The organism is Qipengyuania citrea (genome assembly GCF_009828015.1).
In the GTDB taxonomy this organism is placed as follows: Bacteria; Pseudomonadota; Alphaproteobacteria; order Sphingomonadales; family Sphingomonadaceae; genus Qipengyuania; species Qipengyuania citrea.
Genome location: NZ_WTYG01000002.1, coordinates 700183 through 717765, shown reverse-complemented (window position 1 = coordinate 717765; position 17583 = coordinate 700183). Strand labels below are relative to the sequence as shown.

At 63.4% G+C, this 17583-nt stretch carries 17 protein-coding genes; 4 read left to right on the top strand and 13 right to left on the bottom strand.

The genetic code is table 11. The annotated features are described in order from the left end of the window. Positions 1–36: 36 nt before the first annotated feature. Positions 37–651 carry a 30S ribosomal protein S4 gene (gene rpsD, locus GRI55_RS08990; protein ID WP_050600719.1) on the bottom strand — a complete coding sequence of 205 codons (615 nt, stop codon included), beginning with the start codon at positions 649–651 and terminating at the stop codon, positions 37–39. 218 nt (positions 652–869) lie between these two features. Between rpsD and GRI55_RS08985 the strand changes: the two genes are divergently transcribed. After that, on the top strand, positions 870–1181 hold the full coding sequence (locus GRI55_RS08985; protein WP_160766890.1) for a chorismate mutase: 312 nt from the start codon (positions 870–872) through the stop codon (positions 1179–1181). Here GRI55_RS08985 and GRI55_RS08980 read toward each other — a convergent pair. From GRI55_RS08980 to GRI55_RS08925, 12 genes are all read right to left on the bottom strand, one after another. Beyond that, the gene (locus GRI55_RS08980) at positions 1171–1899 is read right to left on the bottom strand and encodes an RNA methyltransferase (protein WP_050600625.1); all 729 of its coding nucleotides are present in this window, start codon (positions 1897–1899) and stop codon (positions 1171–1173) included. The two genes, GRI55_RS08985 and GRI55_RS08980, sit on opposite strands and share 11 nt — an antisense overlap. After that, positions 1886–2356: a transcriptional regulator NrdR gene (gene nrdR, locus GRI55_RS08975; protein ID WP_050600624.1), complete on the bottom strand. Its 471-nt coding sequence runs from the start codon at positions 2354–2356 to the stop codon at positions 1886–1888. Before nrdR ends, GRI55_RS08980 begins: the two co-directional genes overlap by 14 nt. Beyond that, the gene (locus GRI55_RS08970; protein WP_160766889.1) at positions 2357–2581 is read right to left on the bottom strand and encodes a hypothetical protein; all 225 of its coding nucleotides are present in this window, start codon (positions 2579–2581) and stop codon (positions 2357–2359) included. It abuts the gene before it with no gap. Between the two features lie 11 nt (positions 2582–2592). Continuing rightward, positions 2593–3906 carry a serine hydroxymethyltransferase gene (gene glyA / locus GRI55_RS08965; protein WP_160766888.1) on the bottom strand — a complete coding sequence of 438 codons (1314 nt, stop codon included), beginning with the start codon at positions 3904–3906 and terminating at the stop codon, positions 2593–2595. A gap of 3 nt (positions 3907–3909) precedes the next feature. Continuing rightward, positions 3910–4347 (bottom strand): ribose 5-phosphate isomerase B, encoded by a 438-nt coding sequence (gene rpiB, locus GRI55_RS08960; protein WP_063512474.1) that lies wholly within the window; start codon positions 4345–4347, stop codon positions 3910–3912. Positions 4348–4422: 75 nt separating this feature from the next. Beyond that, complete coding sequence (locus tag GRI55_RS08955) at positions 4423–4770, bottom strand: response regulator (RefSeq protein WP_063512472.1); 348 nt, start codon at positions 4768–4770, stop codon at positions 4423–4425. Beyond that, a complete protein-coding gene (locus tag GRI55_RS08950; protein WP_237452460.1) occupies positions 4761–6176 on the bottom strand; it encodes a sensor histidine kinase in 1416 nt (471 codons plus the stop codon). The genes GRI55_RS08955 and GRI55_RS08950 overlap by 10 nt, the downstream gene beginning before the upstream one ends. 159 nt (positions 6177–6335) lie before the next feature. After that, complete coding sequence (gene rpoD / locus GRI55_RS08945; RefSeq protein WP_050600620.1) at positions 6336–8342, bottom strand: RNA polymerase sigma factor RpoD; 2007 nt, start codon at positions 8340–8342, stop codon at positions 6336–6338. Positions 8343–8394: 52 nt separating this feature from the next. After that, complete coding sequence (gene dnaG / locus GRI55_RS08940) at positions 8395–10251, bottom strand: DNA primase (protein WP_160766886.1); 1857 nt, start codon at positions 10249–10251, stop codon at positions 8395–8397. Positions 10252–10286: 35 nt separating this feature from the next. Beyond that, the gene (locus GRI55_RS08935; protein ID WP_237452459.1) at positions 10287–10988 is read right to left on the bottom strand and encodes a hypothetical protein; all 702 of its coding nucleotides are present in this window, start codon (positions 10986–10988) and stop codon (positions 10287–10289) included. 4 nt (positions 10989–10992) lie between these two features. Then, positions 10993–11736, bottom strand: a complete 744-nt coding sequence (locus tag GRI55_RS08930) for a hypothetical protein (RefSeq protein ID WP_160766885.1) — start codon at positions 11734–11736, stop codon at positions 10993–10995. Next, a complete protein-coding gene (locus tag GRI55_RS08925; RefSeq protein ID WP_160766884.1) occupies positions 11733–12185 on the bottom strand; it encodes a GatB/YqeY domain-containing protein in 453 nt (150 codons plus the stop codon). The genes GRI55_RS08930 and GRI55_RS08925 overlap by 4 nt, the downstream gene beginning before the upstream one ends. Positions 12186–12334: 149 nt before the next feature. On the opposite strand from GRI55_RS08925, the gene carA reads away from it, so the two are divergent. The 3 genes from carA to carB are packed head-to-tail and all read left to right on the top strand — an operon-like array spanning position 12335 to position 17520. Next, on the top strand, positions 12335–13528 hold the full coding sequence (carA, locus tag GRI55_RS08920) for a glutamine-hydrolyzing carbamoyl-phosphate synthase small subunit (protein WP_160766883.1): 1194 nt from the start codon (positions 12335–12337) through the stop codon (positions 13526–13528). Further along, positions 13525–14193, top strand: a complete 669-nt coding sequence (locus GRI55_RS08915; protein ID WP_160766882.1) for a hypothetical protein — start codon at positions 13525–13527, stop codon at positions 14191–14193. Before carA ends, GRI55_RS08915 begins: the two co-directional genes overlap by 4 nt. Before the next feature lie 3 nt (positions 14194–14196). After that, positions 14197–17520 (top strand): carbamoyl-phosphate synthase large subunit, encoded by a 3324-nt coding sequence (gene carB / locus GRI55_RS08910; protein ID WP_160766881.1) that lies wholly within the window; start codon positions 14197–14199, stop codon positions 17518–17520. Positions 17521–17583: the final 63 nt, after the last annotated feature.

The following is a 17583-nucleotide window of genomic DNA, read 5'->3' as shown; positions in this document are numbered from 1 at the left end:
GGGACCGCCCTTTTGCTGTGTCGCTGCCGCTTGGGCTTAGCGCGAGTAGAACTCGACCACGAGGTTCGGTTCCATCGTGACCGGGTAGGGCACTTCGTCGAGCTTGGGCACGCGGGTGAAGGTCACCTTGTCGTTGCCATCGGGGCTGACGTAGTCGGGAATGTCACGCTCGGGCAGGCTCTGCGCTTCGATGACCAGCGCCATTTCCTGCGCCTTCTTGCCCAGCGAAACGACGTCGCCGACCTTGACGCGCGCCGAGGCGACGTTGGTCTTCACACCGTTGAGATAGATATGGCCGTGGCTCACGATCTGGCGCGCAGCGAAGATGGTCGGTGCGAACTTGGCGCGATAAACGACCATGTCGAGGCGCTGTTCGAGCAGGCCGATCAGGTTCTGACCGGTGTCGCCCTTGATCCGCGACGCTTCCATGTAGGTGCGCTTGAACTGCTTCTCGGTCACGTCGCCGTAATAGCCCTTGAGCTTCTGCTTGGCGCGCAGCTGGAGACCGAAGTCGCTCGTCTTGCTCTTGCGGCGCTGGCCATGCTGGCCCGGACCGTAGGAGCGCTTGTTGACGGGGCTGTTCGGGCGACCCCAGATGTTTTCACCCATCCGGCGGTCGAGCTTGTACTTGGCGCGGGTGCGCTTCGTCATAGTCTTTCCTTCAATTTGCTGGGCCATCCCGTTGACGGCCATTCAACCCGGCATCGCACCGTCGTTCCTTCGACACGCTCAGGAGTTCGACGCGGCTACCGCTTCACCGGGGTGCGGAGCCAATTCGCGAAGGCGCGCTAGTAGCAATATGGCGCGGTTCGTCAAGCACGAAGATAGGCGCTCGACAAGCACCGGCAGGCGGTGCAGGGCGCATTGCCATGAACGACGATTTCAAGCTGCCTGAAAATTGCGCCGACATGCGTGATGTACGCGCCGGCGTCGATGCCACCGACCGCGAGCTGATGGAATTGCTCGACCGGCGGTTCGGCTACATGCGGGCGGCCGCGCGGATCAAGCCCGATCGGGCGATCGTGCGCGACGAAGCACGCAAGCGCGCGGTCATCGACAATGCGCGCCGCGATGCGCAGGACCGCTCGCTGCCGGCAGAGCCGATTGCGCAGATCTGGGAAATGCTGGTCGAGACGTCGATCGACTACGAACTGGCCGAATGGGACCGGATCAGGGCTTAGGTCCGCGCCCTAGCGACGACAGGACACCGCGCAGCGTCCGCACCTCGAGATGGTTCCAGCCGGGCTTGGTAAGCACTCCGCGCAAGGTCCGCCGGGTGGCTTCCGCGCGCGCCGCGGGCAGGAAATAGCCCTTGGGTTCGAGCATGGTTTCCAGATGCGCGATCAGCCCGTCGAGCTCTTCTTGAGGTGCAGGGGGGAGCAGCTCTTCCTGCGTGGGCTGCACCAGTTGCTCGTGCTTCGACCATTCATAAGCGCACAGGATTACCGCCTGCGCCAGATTGAGCGATCCGAATTCCGGATTGATCGGCACCGTCAGGATCGCCCGCGCAAGCGCGACGTCCTCGGTTTCCAGGCCCGAGCGTTCTGGTCCGAACAGGATTGCACTGCGTCCCTGAGCGGCGGCCATTTCCTGGCTTGCTTCCTCGGGCGTGACGACCGGCTTGGTCACTCCGCGCTTGCGCACCGTAGTGGCGTAGACATGCGCGCAATCGGCCACCGCCTCCGCAGTGGTCGCAAAGACCTGTGCCCGGTCGAGCACGACATCGGCCCCGGCCGCTGCCGGACCCGCCGAAGGGTTGGGCCAGCCATCGCGCGGTTCGACCAGTCGCATCTCGGTCAGCCCGAAATTGAGCATCGCGCGGGCTGCCTTGCCGATGTTCTCGCCCAGCTGCGGACGAACCAGCACAACGACGGGTTTGTGCGTGTCAGCCGCGTTCATTGGCGGCCGCTTCCTGTACCGTACTGGCAAATTCCTCGAAATCGCGCGCTTCGCTGAAGTCGCGATAGACCGAGGCGAAGCGGATATAGGCGACGCTGTCGAGCCCGCGGAGCCCGTCCATGACCATTTCGCCGATACGCTGCGAGGCTATTTCGGCCTCGCCCGCGGTTTCGACTTGGCGCTGGATCCCGCTGACCAGCTGGTCGATGCGTTCCTGCGGAACGTCGCGCTTGCGGCAGGCGAGCGCGATCGACTGTTCGAGCTTGCTGCGTTCGAAGGGCTGGCGGCGGTCGCCCGACTTGACCACGGTGACTTCGCGCAGCTGGACCCGTTCGAAGGTGGTAAAGCGCGCGCCGCAGCTCGAACATTGCCGGCGCCGCCGGATCGAGGTCGAATCCTCGGTCGGACGACTGTCCTTTACCTGGCTGTCGTCATGCGCGCAGAAAGGGCACCGCATTTACGGTCGGATACGCTTGTAGAGCATGTATCCCGCGCCCGCGACGAGCCCGATCGGCCAGGTCACGACGGGCAGCAGGCCCCCTGCGATTGCGCCCACGGCAGCACCGGTCAGCACGGGTTTCGTCGAAGGGTGGTCGAGGCCCTTGCTCGCCATGTCCTTCACTTCGTGCTTCGCGTCGGAAAGCAGTTCGTGATCCTGGTGCTTGGGATTCTGGTCGTCCATCGCTTTTCTCCTCAGCGGCCGGGATAGACGGGGAAGGCAGCGCACAATTCGGCCACCTTGCCGCGCACCTTGTCTTCCACCTGCCCATCGCCTTCGGGGCCATTGCGCGACATTCCATCCACCACCTCGCAGATCAGCGCGCCGATCGTCCGGAATTCCTCAGGGCCGAAGCCCCGCGTGGTCCCTGCCGGAGTGCCGAGGCGGATGCCGCTGGTCACAAAGGGGCTGCGCGTGTCGTAGGGAATGCCGTTCTTGTTACAGGTCAGCCATGCGCGATCGAGACCGGTTTCGGCGGCCTTACCGGTCACGTCCTTGGCCGTAAGATCGACCAGCATCGAATGGTTGTCCGTCCCGCCCGACACGACGCGCAGGCCATTGGCTTCGATGGCTTCGGCCAGAGCGCGGGCATTTTCGACCACGCGCGCGGCGTAATCCTTGAAGTCCGGGCGCAGCGCTTCGCCGAAGGCGACTGCCTTGGCAGCCACGACATGCATCAGCGGGCCGCCCTGCATGCCCGGGAACACCGCCATGTTGAACGGCTTGGTGAGTTCCTCGTCGTTCCACAGGATCACGCCCGAACGCGGCCCGCGGAGGGATTTGTGAGTGGTGCTGGTGACGACGTGGGCATGGGGGAAGGGGTTGGCATGCGCGCCGCCCGCGACGAGCCCGGAGATGTGGCTCATGTCGACCATCAGGTAGGCCCCGACCTCGTCGGCCACCTTGCGGAAGGCTTCCCAGTCCCAGCTACGCGAATAGGCGGTGCCACCGGCGATAATGAGCTTGGGCTTGTGCTCCTTCGCCAGCGCCATCACTTCGTCCATGTCGATCAGCTCGTTATCCTGGCGCACGCCGTAGCTGACGGGGTTGAACCACTTGCCGCTCATGTTGACCGGCGATCCATGCGTGAGGTGACCACCCGAATTGAGGTCGAGACCCATGAAGGTATCGCCCGGCTGCAGCAGCGCGAGGAAAACCGCCTGGTTCATCTGGCTGCCCGAATTGGGCTGGACGTTGGCGAAATTGCACCCGAACAACTGCTTCGCGCGCTCGATCGCCAGCGTTTCGATGACGTCGGCATAATCGCAGCCGCCGTAATAGCGCTTGCCCGGATAGCCTTCGGCATATTTGTTGGTGAACACGCTGCCCGTGGCTTCGAGAACCGCGGTGGAGGCGATATTCTCGCTGGCGATCAGCTCGATCTTGTCCTGCTGACGCGCCAGTTCATTGCGGATCGCATTGTGGATCTCGGGGTCTGCTTCCGCCAGCGTATCGTGCCAGAAACGGTCCATAGGGTCGCGCGCGGTGTCTTGTGCCTGGGTAGCCATAGATCAGATGTCCGGGTTGGATAGCTTGTCGATGCGGCGCTGGTGGCGGCCGCCGGCGAAATCGGTTTCGAGGAAGGCGGACAGGCACGCCTTGGCCATGTCGCTGCCGACGAGGCGGGCGCCCATCGCGATGCAGTTGGCATCGTTGTGTTCCCGCGCCAGCGAAGCGGACAACGGTTCGGAAACCAGCGCGCAGCGGATGGCGGGATGGCGATTGATGCTCATCGAGATGCCAAGCCCGCTGCCGCACAGGGCAACGCCGCGATCTGCGGTCCCATCGGCGACAACCGCGGCCAGCTTGTACCCGTAGTCGGGGTAATCGACGCTGTCGGCGGTATCCGGGCCGAGATCGGCGACCTCGTGACCCTGTTCGATCAACCAGTCGCGCAAATCGGCTTTTAGATCGAAAGCGGCGTGGTCGGAAGCAATGGCAATACGCATGCGCAGCCCCATAGTCGTTTCCGGTGCCGCTCGCCACCTCCTTGTGGCGGTTTGCCCACGCTCAGCTCCGGCCCGTCAGCCGCCCACTGCGATATTGCGGATGTCGGCGAGGACATAGGGTTTCGTCAGCGTGGTGACATGCGCCAGTTCTTCGGGATGTTCGGCATCGCCATAGCCGCTGGCGAAGACGAATCGTACGCCCTTGCTCCCCAGCCGGAAGGCGATTGGGTAGCTTTTCTCGCCATGCAGGTTGATATCGAGAATGGCGAAATCGAACACCCCTGCTTCGGCCTGGTCGAGACCTTCCTCGAGCGAACCGACGGCGACCACATCGGCGCCGTCCTCGAGCAGCATGTCCTCGAGCGCAAACGCGATAATGGGTTCGTCTTCGACGACGAGAATCCGTTTGCCACTCAGAGGCATAGTTTGCCCTCGAGCCGGCAATGCAGCCCGTCCGGCAGATATTCGATCGCCGTCCGGCTACCCGGTGTTCCCAGCCCGCGCTGGATGAGTCGCGAACCGAAACCCGTGCGATCCGGCGTGGCGACTGAAGGACCGCCGCTCTCGCGCCAGTCGAGTATCAGCGTGCCGCCATCTTCCCCGGCTTCGAACGACCATTGAATGTCGACCGAGCCATCGTCGGTGGAAAAGGCACCGTATTTCACGGCGTTGGTCGACAGTTCGTGGATGACCATCGACAGCGCAACGGCGGGTTGCGGTTCCAGCCTGATGTCCGGCCCGTCGAGCGTGTAGCGCGATTGCTGGGTCCCGGCCGTCGCCTCGAGCGCGCCGCGCACGATCGTTCTGAGGTCGGCGGATTCCCAGCGCCGCTCGGTCAGCAGGCTGTGCGCACTGGCCAGCGCGGCGAGCCGCTCGACAAAGATATCGAGTTGGGGGTTCTGCTTGTCCCCTTTGAACGACTGCTGGGCCAGCCCCTGGACGACGGCCAGCGTGTTCTTCACGCGGTGGTTGAGTTCGTTGATCAGGATGCGCTGGCTGTCTTCAGCCAGCACTTCCTCGGTCACGTCATACCCTTGGACCAGAACCCCGTCGAAGCGATCCGGGCCGCTGATGGGCTGGAAAATGAATTCAAGATGCCGTTCGCGCAACTCGTCATGCTCGCCGCTTTTGAGCATGACCTTTTCCCGGCGCCCGAAATAGGGTTCGCCGGTCTCCATGACCTTGTCGAGGATGTCAACGAAGCCCTGTTCGGCGATCTCGGGCAGGGCTTCTGCCACGCTCTTTCCGTCGAGGTCGCGCTCGCCGATCAGCCGGCGATAGGCTGCATTCGACATGACGAAACGATGTTCCGGCCCGGCGAGCACGGCGACGAAGCCGGGCGCTTGTTCCAGCAAGGCGCGCAATCGCTCGAGCTCCTTCGTTGCGCCGCGCCAACGCTGTTCGACCGCTTCGGCGCGGCGGACCACGCTCGCCGTGTCGCGCTGCTCGATCTTGGTGATCTGAACCGGGTGCTGGAGGATGTATCGGACCGCCCCGCTGTCGTCGAGGATCGGCACCTGGGTCGTGCTCCAGATGTGCGCGTCCATACCGCCCGAGGCGTTGGGAATATCGTATTTGAGATGGGCGATCTCGTCAGGTTCGCCCGTCTCTAGCACGCGCTCGAAAGACGATTCGATAAGGTGATGGCTTTCGCCCGCGCCGGGAAAGGCGTCGAACACGTGGCTGCCCGCAATATCGTCCAATTCGCGGCCTACGGCTGCGAGATACGCATGATTGGCCCAGCTAATGTGCAAATCGGCATCGAGCAGCAGATAGGGGTTGGGAGAGTGCTCGAGCACCCGCCTGAAATCAATGGACCCGTCCGACATCGGCATCTTTCGAGCGTCGGTCGATCCCCCGACCGTGGCCCCATTTGTTTTTCCCCTCATTGCGCCTGAAAGCATAGGGCGCCATGCGGTTCCCGCCTGTCGGAAATATTTGTTCGAGGCACTATGAGGCACAAGCGCAGCCGCTGGCCGCGCGTGTGCTTACTGGTCGAGGAACGAGCGCATCTTGCGGCTGCGGCTCGGGTGCTTCAGTTTGCGGAGCGCCTTCGCCTCGATCTGCCGGATACGTTCACGGGTAACCGAGAACTGCTGGCCGACCTCCTCGAGCGTATGATCGGTGTTCATGCCGATACCGAACCGCATGCGCAGCACACGTTCTTCGCGCGGGGTCAGGCTGGCCAGAACCCGGGTCACGGTTTCCTTGAGGTTCGCCTGAATCGCTGCATCGACGGGGATGATCGCGTTCTTGTCCTCGATGAAATCGCCGAGATGCGAATCTTCCTCGTCGCCGATCGGCGTCTCGAGGCTGATCGGTTCCTTGGCGATCTTCATCACCTTGCGCACCTTCTCGAGCGGCATCGAGAGTTTCTCGGCCATCTCTTCGGGTGTCGGTTCGCGGCCCTGATCGTGCAGGAACTGGCGGCTGCAGCGCACCAGCTTGTTGATCGTTTCGATCATGTGCACCGGAATTCGGATCGTACGCGCCTGGTCGGCAATCGAGCGGGTGATCGCCTGACGGATCCACCAGGTGGCGTAGGTGCTGAACTTGTAGCCGCGGCGGTATTCGAATTTGTCGACCGCTTTCATCAGGCCGATGTTGCCTTCCTGGATCAGGTCGAGGAACTGCAGGCCGCGGTTGGTGTATTTCTTGGCGATCGAGATCACGAGGCGCAGGTTCGCCTCGACCATTTCGCGCTTGGCGATCCGCGCTTCGCGTTCACCCTTCTGGACCTTGGTCACGATGCGCCGGAATTCTTCCAGCGCCATGCCGGTCTGGCTGGCGATATCGGAAATCTCGGTCCGGATACGCTCGACCGCGTCGGCTTCCTTCTCGGCGAAGGCGGCCCACTTCTTGTCCTTCTTGGCGCGCTCCTTGAGCCACGCATCGTCGAGCTCATTGCCGATATAGGCATCGAGGAAATCGACCCGCTTGACCTTGTGACGCTCAGCCAGACGCAGCATCTGGCCGCCCAGCGCGGTCAGCCGGCGGTTGAAGGCATAGAGATTGTCGACCAGGAATTCGATCTTGGTCGCGTGGAACTGCACGCTTTCGACTTCCGCGGTCAGCTGCTCGGACAGCGCCTCGTACTTCTTTTCCTTGGCCGCGGTGAAGGTCTCGCCGCGGGCCATCAGATCGACGCGCTCGTTCTGGAGCTTTTCGAACTTGCCGAACAAGTCGGTGATCCGGGCAAAGCGTTCGATTGCGTCGGGCTTCAGCGCGGCTTCCATCTGAGCAAGGGACATGGTGTTGTCCTCTTCCTCTTCGTCGTCGCGCTTGGACGAACCTTCCTCGCCGTCTTCGCCTTCCTCGTCCGAATCGTCATCGTCGTCGTCACGGATGGTCGGACCGGCGGTCTCTTCCGAGATCTCGCCGTCATCGTCTTCCTCTTCCTCCGCCATCTTCTCGGGCGGGGGTTCCTTCGACAGCATGGCATCGAGATCGAGAATCTCGCGCAGCTGCATTTCCTCGGCATTGAGCGCTTCGGACCACTGGATAATAGCGTGGAAAGTGATCGGGCTCTGGCACAGGCCCATGATCATCATGTCCCGGCCCGCCTCGATCCGCTTGGCAATGGCGATTTCGCCCTCGCGGCTCAGCAGCTCGACCGCGCCCATTTCGCGCAGATACATGCGCACCGGATCGTCAGTGCGTTCGCCGGTGGCAGCCTTCTTGACTGCGGGCTTTGCCGCGGTCTTGGTGTCCTTCTTGGCGCTGGCCGCCAGTTCTTCGACTTCGTCGGCTTCCTCGGCAGCGGCCTCGGCTTCCTCGTCGCTTTCGACGATCTGCACGCCCATATCGGACAGCGCGGACTGGATATCCTCGATCTGGTCCGAACTCATCTCGCCCTGGGGCAGCGCATCGTTGAGCTCGTCGTAAGTGACGTAACCCTTGCGCTTTGCCTTGGTGATTAGCTTCTTGACCGATGCCTCGTTGAGATCGATCAGGGGAGCGTCGCCGTCGTCCTTGGTCTTCGACTTGGTGGCCATGAGGTAATTCAGTCCAGTCTTGTCTTGCCCTTGGGCCGCGCACCCGTGGGGATCATGATTCCGATTCGTCGGCCGCTGCAGCCTTCCTGCGACCAAAACGCTTCAACCGCTCGTTAAGGGCCAACAACCGCTCGCGCAATCGGGCCTGTTCGGCGATGGAGCCTTCAGGATCGCGTTCGAACCGCGCTGTAGCCGCCGAAAGGGCGGATTCCAGCGCCGGCCTTTCGACCAGCAACGACACGGCTTCGGCCAGATCCTCGCGCGCATCATCCGGGTCGGTGCCTTCATCGAGGAAGGCGAACAAGGTTTTTTCCGGTGGGGCGGGTAGGCCTGTTTCAAGCGATATGGTCGATTGCGCGGACAAATCAAGCGCCTCGGCAGCTTCAAGCAGCGAATCGATGGCGGGGCCGACATTTGGATCACGCCGCGCCAGTTCCGAAAGCGTGTCTTCATGGCGCATGATCTGGTCGGGAAAACGCACCAGACCGGCGATCACCGCCCGGGTCAACGCGTCGCGTGCGCCGCCCTGCATCGCGCGGATCAGCCGCTCGCGCGCCTCGGGTGCCAGCGTCGGGGCTGCCGGTTTGAAGCCGGACTTCTTCCAGTCTCCCCGCGGCCGCGCTTCGCGCGGGGGGCGCGGCGGAAAGGCGAAGGCGGAAAAGCGCTCGAGCAATTCCCGCTTGTACAGCGCGCGGATATCGGGGTGCTGGATGCTGTCGACATGGTCGAGCAGCCTCGCCTTCAGCCCGGCCTTGTCTTCGGGCGAATTGAGGGGCGAGGCCGCGCGTTCGAATTCCCACAGCGTGTCGAGCAGGCTGTCGGGCTGCGCCAGCAGCGCTTCCATCGCCTCGTGGCCCTTGTCCTTGATCAGGTCGTCGGGATCCATCCCCGCGGGCAGGCGCACGATAGCCAGCGAATGCGCCGGGCGCAGCATGGGCAGCGCCCGCGCTATGGCGCGCATTGCGGCGCGCTGTCCGGCATTGTCGCCATCGAAACACAGGATCGGGCGCTCGACCTGCCGCCACAGCAATTCGATCTGGTTCTCGGTCAGCGCGGTCCCCAGCGGGGCGACCGCCTCGCGGATGCCCGCGTTGGCCAGCGCGATCGCATCCATATAGCCCTCGACGACGATCATCCGCCCGCTTTGCCGCGCGGCGGGGGCGGCGCGGTGCAGATTGTAGAGCGTGCGGCCCTTGTCGAACAACGGCGTGTCGGGACTGTTGAGATATTTCGGGGCGCTGGGGTTGGCCTCACTGTCGAGAATGCGGCCGCCAAAGGCAATGACCCGGCCGCGTGCATCGTGGATCGGCAGCATCAGCCGGTTGCGGAAGCGGTCGTAGGGATCCTTGCCTTCGACCTCGATCCGCATGCCGGCTTCGCTCAGCATGGTTTCATCGAACTGTCCAAGCGCGCGCTTGAGCGCCTGCCGGTCGCCCGGGGCATAGCCGAAGCCGAATTCGCGGATCGTGGCGTCCGAAAACCCGCGGCGGGACAGATAGGCGCGTGGCTGCGACCCGTCGGCACCGCGCAGATTGCCTTCGAACCAGGCCTGCGCCGCGGCGGTCACATCGTGCAGGCTGGCGCGCTTTTCCGCGCGCTGGGCGGCGCGCGGATCGGGGGCGGGGACTTCCATGCCCGCTTCGGCCGCCAGTTCCTTCACCGCGTCCATGAACGGGAGGCCGCGCTGGTCGGTCAGCCAGCGGATCGCATCGCCATGCGCTTCGCAGCCGAAGCAGTGGTAGAAGCCCTTCTCGTCATTGACGTAGAAGCTCGGCGTCTTTTCGTTGTGGAACGGGCAGCAGGCCTTGAATTCGCGCCCGGCCTTGGTCAACCGCAGGGTGCGACCGATCACCGCGGACAGCGTGGTCCGCATGCGCAATTCGTCTAACCATTGGGGTGACAGGGCCATGAAGGCGCTATCCTACTGCAGCCCGGCGTATACCGCTAGCGCGCGGCCGAACCCTCCACAGGCTTCTCTTCGGGCGGGAAGGGGCCGGTGGCAGCGATCTGTTCGCCATCCACTTCCAGCAGATAGGCCTCTGCCGGCCCTTGCGGTGCCATGGTCGAACGCCACCACAGCGTGACCGTGCCGCCGGGTTGCCAGCCGGGGCCGCGGGCGACGCGCCAGATCAGATTGCCATTGTCGTTGATGATCGAAATCGCGTCGGGATCGCCCAGCGCGGCTTCGGCCTCGGCGGTCGAATAACCGACCGACTGGGTGAACCCGCTCACCTTTCGCGTCGTGCGGAACAGCGTCGGCGGGGCCTCGCCGGTGGCAGGCGCATCGATGGCCTCGTCCGCGCCCACGTCGTCGATCTCGGCCAGAGTGATCTTGTGGACATAGGTATAGACCGTGTCGTCCGGCAATTCGCCGGGGTTGCAGGTCTCGATGCCTTCCGGACACGCGACATAGCTCACCAGCGTGCCCACCTGGCGGGTGCCGTTGCTGAGAGCGGTTTCGATCTCCGCGCCCTGCGGGCCGACGATGCGCGCGCCCAGCGTCGACAGGTCGAGATCGGCACCGATCAGCGTGCGCGGCGCGGCTACGGTGGGCGTGGGGGTCGGCGCGGGCTCGGGCTCGCTTGACCCGCAAGCCGCCAGCACCATGCATGCCAGCGGTGCCGCGAAATTCTTCAGTCTGGTCAAGCGATCAATCCTCTGATCCGTCGAGCGATGGTGCGAGGCAGGCGTTGACTGCGCCGGGTGCCGCAGCGGGACAGGGACCACTGCCGGTCGCAGGGGTGTAATTGGCGAGAATGGCATAAGCCGGTGCGGGCCCCGCGGGCGGCACGGTCGATTGCCACCAGAAGGTCAGCGGTTCGGCCTGTTCCCACTGGTCGCCGCCGTCGCCTGCGCTGACCGTCCATACCAGCGCGCCTTCGTCGCAGGTGATGACGACGTCCGCTTTCATGCCGATAGCGGCCAGCGCTTCGTCCTTGGAATAGCCTGCCGCGCCAGTGAAACCGGTCGCCGGCTGCGTCATGCGGAAGGACGTTGCACGTTCGACATCGGACGAATCGTTGGCTTCGCCGCTGCCGGTGCCCGCTTCATTGTCCTCGCCGGGGAATACGACGTGGACATAGGTATAGATGGTCCCCTCCGGCGCGGTCTGCGGATCGCACACTGCCATTGCAGCGGGGCACGCGACGAAGCTGCGCATGTCGGCGAAATTGCCTTCCGCGTTCGAAAGCGCGCTTTCCACTTCCTCGCCCTGCGGCCCGGCGATCTTGGGGCCGAGCGCAAGGTCGAGGAAATCGCCCGCTTCGATATTACGCGCCAGCGCCTGCGCCTCGCCGTCGCTGCGCGCGGCTTCAAGGTCGGTGGGCGGTTCGTCCGCGCTGCCGCAGGCGGACAGCGCCGCCGCCAGCGGAAGGGCGAGAAACAATCGGTTCATGACAGCGCTTCCTTTACCAGCCCGCTGGCCTTGCTCATGTCGAGAGTAGCGCCGTGGCGGGCTTTGAGTTCCCCCATCACGCGGCTCATGTCCTTCATTCCCTCCGCGCCGAGGTCGGCCTTGATCTGCGCGATCGCGGCGCGCGTTTCATCCTCGCTCATCTGCTGGGGAAGGAATTCCTCGATCACCGCCAGTTCGGCCTTTTCCTTCTCGGCCAGTTCGGTGCGTCCGCCGTCTTCGTACATCTCGATCGATTCGCGGCGCTGCTTGGCCATCTTCATCAACACGTCGGTGACCATGGCGTCATCGTCCGGCTTGGTGTCCGCGGTGCGCAATTCGATGTCGCGGTCCTTGATCTTCGCGCCGATCAGGCGGAGCGCGGCCGTGCGTTCCTTGTCCTTGGCCTTCATCGAGGTAACGGTTTCGGACTGGATTTTCTCGCGGAGCATGGGGCCTCTATGCGCTGGACTGTGGATGGTTCATATGTCCTGTAGAACAAGCTGCCGCAAAGCCAAGTGTTGCGCTTGACGGAACGGCTGCGCGTCTCTAGCGGCTGAGGCTTAGCAACATCGCTGGAAAACTTTTACCCGGAGTGCCCATGGCCCTGTCCGCATCTTCGCACGCGCAACCCTCAGGCGCGACGGGAGTCCTCGTGCTGGGTGACGGCACCGTCATCTGGGGCAAGGGGTTCGGTGCCACCGGCAGCGCGGTGGGTGAAGTCTGCTTCAACACCGCGATGACCGGCTATCAGGAAGTGATGACCGATCCGTCCTACGACAGCCAGATCGTCACCTTTACCTTCCCGCATATCGGCAATGTCGGCGCGAACGAGGAAGACCACGAAAGCCGCGGCCTCGGCGCGGTGGGCTGCGTGGTGCGGCAGGAAGTGACCCCGCATTCGAATTTCCGCGCGCAGAACGAATTTGTCGAATGGATGAAGGACCACGGCAAGATCGGCCTGTCGGGTGTCGATACGCGCGCGCTGACCCGCCGCATCCGGATGGCCGGCGCGCCCAATGCGGTGATCGCGCACAGCCCGCGCGGCGAATTCGACCTTCCGGCACTGAAGGCACAGGCCGCCGAATGGAGCGGGCTCGAGGGGCTCGATCTCGTCCCCGGCGTGACCCGCGATGCCAATGAAGACTGGACCGGCGGCCACTGGCAGCTCGGCTTCGGCTATGGCGAGGGTAAGGCCACCAAGCCGCATGTCGTTGCTATCGACTACGGCGCCAAGGACAACATCTTCCGCAACCTCGTGCAGGCAGGGGCCAAGGTGACCGTCGTGCCCGCGCGCACCTCGCTCGACGAAGTGCTCGCGCTGCAGCCCGATGGCGTGTTCCTCTCGAACGGGCCGGGCGACCCGGCGGCGACGGGCGAATATGCCGTACCGGTGATCAAGGGACTGCTTGAACGCGACGTGCCGCTGTTCGGCATCTGCCTCGGCCACCAGATGCTCGGCCTCGCCGCGGGGGCGAAGACCGCCAAGATGTTCCAGGGCCACCGCGGCGCCAACCACCCCGTCCAGCGCGTTGCTTACGGGGAGGAGGGCGAAGGCTGGGGCGAAAGCACCGGCCTGGTCGAGATCACCAGCATGAACCACGGCTTCGCGGTCGATGGCGAGACTTTACCCGATGGCGTGGAGCAAACCCACGTCTCGCTGTTCGACGGCACCAATTGCGGCATCGCGATCACGGGTAAGCGGGCGTTTGGCGTGCAGTACCATCCCGAAGCGAGTCCGGGGCCGCAGGACAGCTTCTACCTGTTCGAGAAGTTCGTGGGGATGTTGGGGTGAGAGTCACCGTCGACCAAGCCAAAGCTGTTGTGCTTGCAGCGACCTACGAGAATTTGCTCTATTTTGCAGAATATGAGGCTTTCAGCGCCGACGATATATATAAAAGAGTTGAGCAAAAATTTAGCGCCGGATTTGTTCGGCGAATTCTCAGAAGTTTGTCAGATGACGGCTTGATTATCATTGATCAATATGACGAGACGTCACTTCCTCACTACACCATCTCGGATGAGGGATTGGTTTTCCTCGAAGGAGTTCCAGCGCTTAGCTATCTTCTGCAGCAGTTGGACAGCGCATCATCTCAGTGGGACGGCGGCCAAGGGCCAACTCCTGACATCCCGGCATCGGATGGCTTGGTCACTCTTGATCACAATCAAGCTGCATATGCAGAAGTTGTCGAGGCATTTGAGAATGCAATAGACCTGGCCGAGCAGACTCGTCCTAACGGTATATCCGGGGATGAACACGCATCTCTTATCGCTGGACTTCGCGGGGCTAACGAGCTCTGGAAAGCGTTCCAACTCACACGTATTCAGTACGAGGTTGGCATATTATTGGCGCTTGAGAGAGCGCAGGAACAGCTGAAAATCTCCTTCAAGATGGCGCGCGGCGAATTGCTCGTCGAAGGGATAAAGGCATTCATCAAAATGATGAAAGAGATTGGTTGAGTAATGCCCAAACGCACTGACATCTCCTCGATCCTCGTCATCGGCGCTGGCCCGATCATCATCGGCCAGGCCTGCGAGTTCGACTATTCCGGCACGCAGGCGATCAAGGCGCTGAAGGAGGAGGGCTACCGGGTTATCCTGGTCAACTCCAACCCCGCCACGATCATGACCGATCCGGAAATGGCCGACGCGACCTATGTCGAGCCGATCACGCCCGAGATCGTCGCCAAGATCATCGAGAAGGAACGCCCCGATGCGGTGCTGCCGACGATGGGCGGGCAGACCGCGCTCAACTGCGCGCTGGCTTTGTTCAACGACGGCACTTTCGAGAAATACGGCGTGCAGATGATCGGCGCCGATGCCGATGCGATTGACAAGGCCGAGAACCGCCAGCGTTTCCGCGAGGCGATGGACAAGATCGGCCTCGAAAGCGCACGCAGCGGCGTCGCCACCACGGTCGACGAGGCCTATGCGGTGCTCGAACGCACCGGCCTGCCGTCGATCATCCGCCCCAGCTTCACGCTGGGCGGGACCGGCGGCGGCATTGCCTACAACAAGGCCGAGTTCGAACGGATCGTCCGCGACGGGCTCGATGCCTCGCCCACCACGGAAGTCCTGATCGAGGAATCGCTCCTCGGGTGGAAGGAATACGAGATGGAGGTGGTGCGCGACCGCAAGGACAATTGCATCATCATCTGCGCGATCGAGAATGTCGATCCGATGGGGGTGCATACCGGCGACAGCATCACCGTGGCGCCCGCGCTGACGCTGACCGACAAGGAATACCAGATCATGCGCACCGCCAGCATCAACGTGCTGCGCGAGATCGGTGTCGAAACCGGCGGGTCGAATGTCCAGTTCGCGGTCAATCCCGCCGACGGCCGCCTGATCGTGATCGAGATGAACCCGCGCGTGTCGCGTTCCTCCGCGCTGGCATCGAAGGCCACCGGCTTCCCGATCGCGCGCGTCGCCGCCAAGCTGGCGGTGGGCTACACGCTCGACGAGATCCAGAACGAGATCACTGGCGCGACCCCGGCCAGCTTCGAGCCGACGATCGACTACGTGGTCACCAAGATCCCGCGCTTCGCATTCGAGAAGTTCAAGGGATCGAAGAACGAGCTGTCGACCGCGATGAAATCGGTCGGCGAGGTCATGGCGATCGGCCGCTGTTTCGCCGAATCGATGCAGAAGGCGCTGCGCGGGCTCGAAACCGGGCTCGACGGGTTCAACCGCATCACCGAATTCGAAGGCGTCAGCCGCGAGGTCATCACCGCCTCGCTGTCCAAGCGGACGCCCGACCGCATCCTCAAGATCGCTCAGGCCTTCCGCGAGGATTTCACCGTCGAGGAAATCGCCCGGATCACCGGTTTCGACCCGTGGTTCCTGCGCCAGATCGAAGCGATCATCTACGAAGAGAAGATGATCGCGCACAACGGGCTGCCCAATACGGCGGACGAAATGCGCCGGCTGAAAGCGATGGGCTTCTCCGACAAGCGCCTGGCCACGCTCGCGGTCCGCTCGGTCGGTGTGGCCGGCGGGCTCGGCGAGACGCAGGCCAAGCGTTCGGGGCTGCTGCATGACGCGCTGCGTGCCATGGCGGGGGCCACCAGCGAGCAGGAAGTGCGCGACCTGCGCCGCAAGCTCGGGGTCTATCCGGTCTACAAGCGGATCGACAGCTGCGCCGCCGAATTCGAGGCGATCACGCCCTATATGTATTCGACCTACGAAGCGCCCAGCTTCGGCGAGGCCGAGGACGAGGCGATGCCGTCCGACCGCAAGAAGATCGTGATCCTGGGCGGCGGACCCAACCGCATCGGGCAGGGTATCGAGTTCGACTATTGCTGCGTCCACGCCTGTTTCGCACTGGCCGAGGCCGGGTTCGAAACCATCATGGTCAATTGCAATCCGGAAACCGTCTCGACCGATTACGACACTTCCGACCGGCTCTATTTCGAACCGCTGACCGAAGAAGACGTGCTCGAGATCATGCGCGTCGAGATGTCGAAAGGCGAAGTGGTCGGGGTCATCGTCCAGTTCGGCGGGCAGACCCCGCTCAAGCTGGCTGCCGCGCTCGAACGTGAAGGGATTCCGATCCTCGGCACTTCGCCCGATGCGATCGACCTTGCCGAAGACCGCGAACGCTTTGCCAAGCTAATCAACAAGCTCAAGCTCAAGCAGCCGATGAACGGCATCGCCAAGAGCCGCGACGAGGCCGCCGCGGTCGCGGCGCGGATCGGCTATCCCGTGCTGCTGCGCCCGAGCTACGTGCTCGGCGGCCGCGCGATGGAAATCGTCGACAGCGAAGCGCAGCTCGACGACTACATCGCCACGGCGGTCAATGTCAGCGGCGACAGCCCGGTGCTGGTCGACCAGTATCTGCGCGACGCGATCGAATGCGATGTCGATGTGGTCGCCGACGGCACCGAGGTGCGGATCGCCGGCGTGATGCAGCATATCGAGGAAGCCGGGGTCCATTCGGGCGACAGCGCCTGCACGCTGCCACCTTACAGCCTGCCCGCCGAGATCATCGGCGAGATGGAACGCCAGGCTACCGAACTGGCGGTGGCGCTGAGCGTACGCGGCCTGATGAACGTACAGTTCGCGGTCAAGGATGGCGAGGTTTACCTGATCGAGGTCAATCCGCGCGCCAGCCGCACGGTGCCCTTCGTCGCCAAGGCGATCGGCCGGCCCATTGCCAAGGTCGCGGCGCGCGTCATGGCGGGCGAGCCGCTGAGCGCGTTCGAACCGTTCGATCTCAACCCCGACCACATGGCGGTCAAGGAAGCGGTGTTCCCCTTCGCGCGCTTCCCGGGGGCGGACCCCGTGCTGTCGCCCGAAATGAAATCGACCGGCGAAGTGATGGGCATCGACCGCGGATTCGCGGCGGCCTTCCTCAAGTCGCAGCTGGGTGCAGGCATGACACCGCCGCAGTCGGGCACGCTGTTCGTATCGGTCAAGGACACCGACAAGCCGCTGATCGTGCCGGCAGTGCGCACGCTGCTGGACAAGGGCTTCCGCGTCATCGCCACCGACGGCACGCAGTCCTACCTCGCGCAGCAGGGCGTGGACGTAGAACTGGTCAACAAGGTGGCCGAAGGGCGCCCGCATGTGGTCGACACGATCATCGACGGCGATGTGCAGCTGATCTTCAACACCACCGAGGGGTGGCAATCATTGCTCGACAGCAAGTCGATCCGCGAAGCCGCGCTGGAAAAGAAGCTGCCCTATTACACCACCGCCGCTGCCTGCCTTGCCGTTGCACAGGCGATAGCAGAGGTTTCGCCCGACCAGCTTGAAGTGCGTTCGTTGCAAGACTATTATAGCTGACGAAGAACACGCGTATTCCTCCTCATATTCGAACCGGCCGGGTTCCGCACGCTGCGGGCCGCG

What these genes read in the sequence shown, in the direction of transcription:
- glyA (WP_160766888.1), bottom strand. Translation starts at nt 3,906, where the DNA reads ATGGCTACCCAGGCACAAGACACCGCGCGCGACCCTATGGACCGTTTC.
- GRI55_RS08985 (WP_160766890.1), top strand. Translation starts at nt 870, where the DNA reads ATGAACGACGATTTCAAGCTGCCTGAAAATTGCGCCGACATGCGTGAT.
- rpiB (WP_063512474.1), bottom strand. Translation starts at nt 4,347, where the DNA reads ATGCGTATTGCCATTGCTTCCGACCACGCCGCTTTCGATCTAAAAGCC.
- GRI55_RS08925 (WP_160766884.1), bottom strand. Translation starts at nt 12,185, where the DNA reads ATGCTCCGCGAGAAAATCCAGTCCGAAACCGTTACCTCGATGAAGGCC.
- GRI55_RS08930 (WP_160766885.1), bottom strand. Translation starts at nt 11,736, where the DNA reads ATGAACCGATTGTTTCTCGCCCTTCCGCTGGCGGCGGCGCTGTCCGCC.
- GRI55_RS08970 (WP_160766889.1), bottom strand. Translation starts at nt 2,581, where the DNA reads ATGGACGACCAGAATCCCAAGCACCAGGATCACGAACTGCTTTCCGAC.
- rpoD (WP_050600620.1), bottom strand. Translation starts at nt 8,342, where the DNA reads ATGGCCACCAAGTCGAAGACCAAGGACGACGGCGACGCTCCCCTGATC.
- GRI55_RS08955 (WP_063512472.1), bottom strand. Translation starts at nt 4,770, where the DNA reads ATGCCTCTGAGTGGCAAACGGATTCTCGTCGTCGAAGACGAACCCATT.
- carA (WP_160766883.1), top strand. Translation starts at nt 12,335, where the DNA reads ATGGCCCTGTCCGCATCTTCGCACGCGCAACCCTCAGGCGCGACGGGA.
- carB (WP_160766881.1), top strand. Translation starts at nt 14,197, where the DNA reads ATGCCCAAACGCACTGACATCTCCTCGATCCTCGTCATCGGCGCTGGC.
- GRI55_RS08950 (WP_237452460.1), bottom strand. Translation starts at nt 6,176, where the DNA reads ATGTCGGACGGGTCCATTGATTTCAGGCGGGTGCTCGAGCACTCTCCC.
- GRI55_RS08980 (WP_050600625.1), bottom strand. Translation starts at nt 1,899, where the DNA reads ATGAACGCGGCTGACACGCACAAACCCGTCGTTGTGCTGGTTCGTCCG.
- rpsD (WP_050600719.1), bottom strand. Translation starts at nt 651, where the DNA reads ATGACGAAGCGCACCCGCGCCAAGTACAAGCTCGACCGCCGGATGGGT.
- nrdR (WP_050600624.1), bottom strand. Translation starts at nt 2,356, where the DNA reads ATGCGGTGCCCTTTCTGCGCGCATGACGACAGCCAGGTAAAGGACAGT.
- dnaG (WP_160766886.1), bottom strand. Translation starts at nt 10,251, where the DNA reads ATGGCCCTGTCACCCCAATGGTTAGACGAATTGCGCATGCGGACCACG.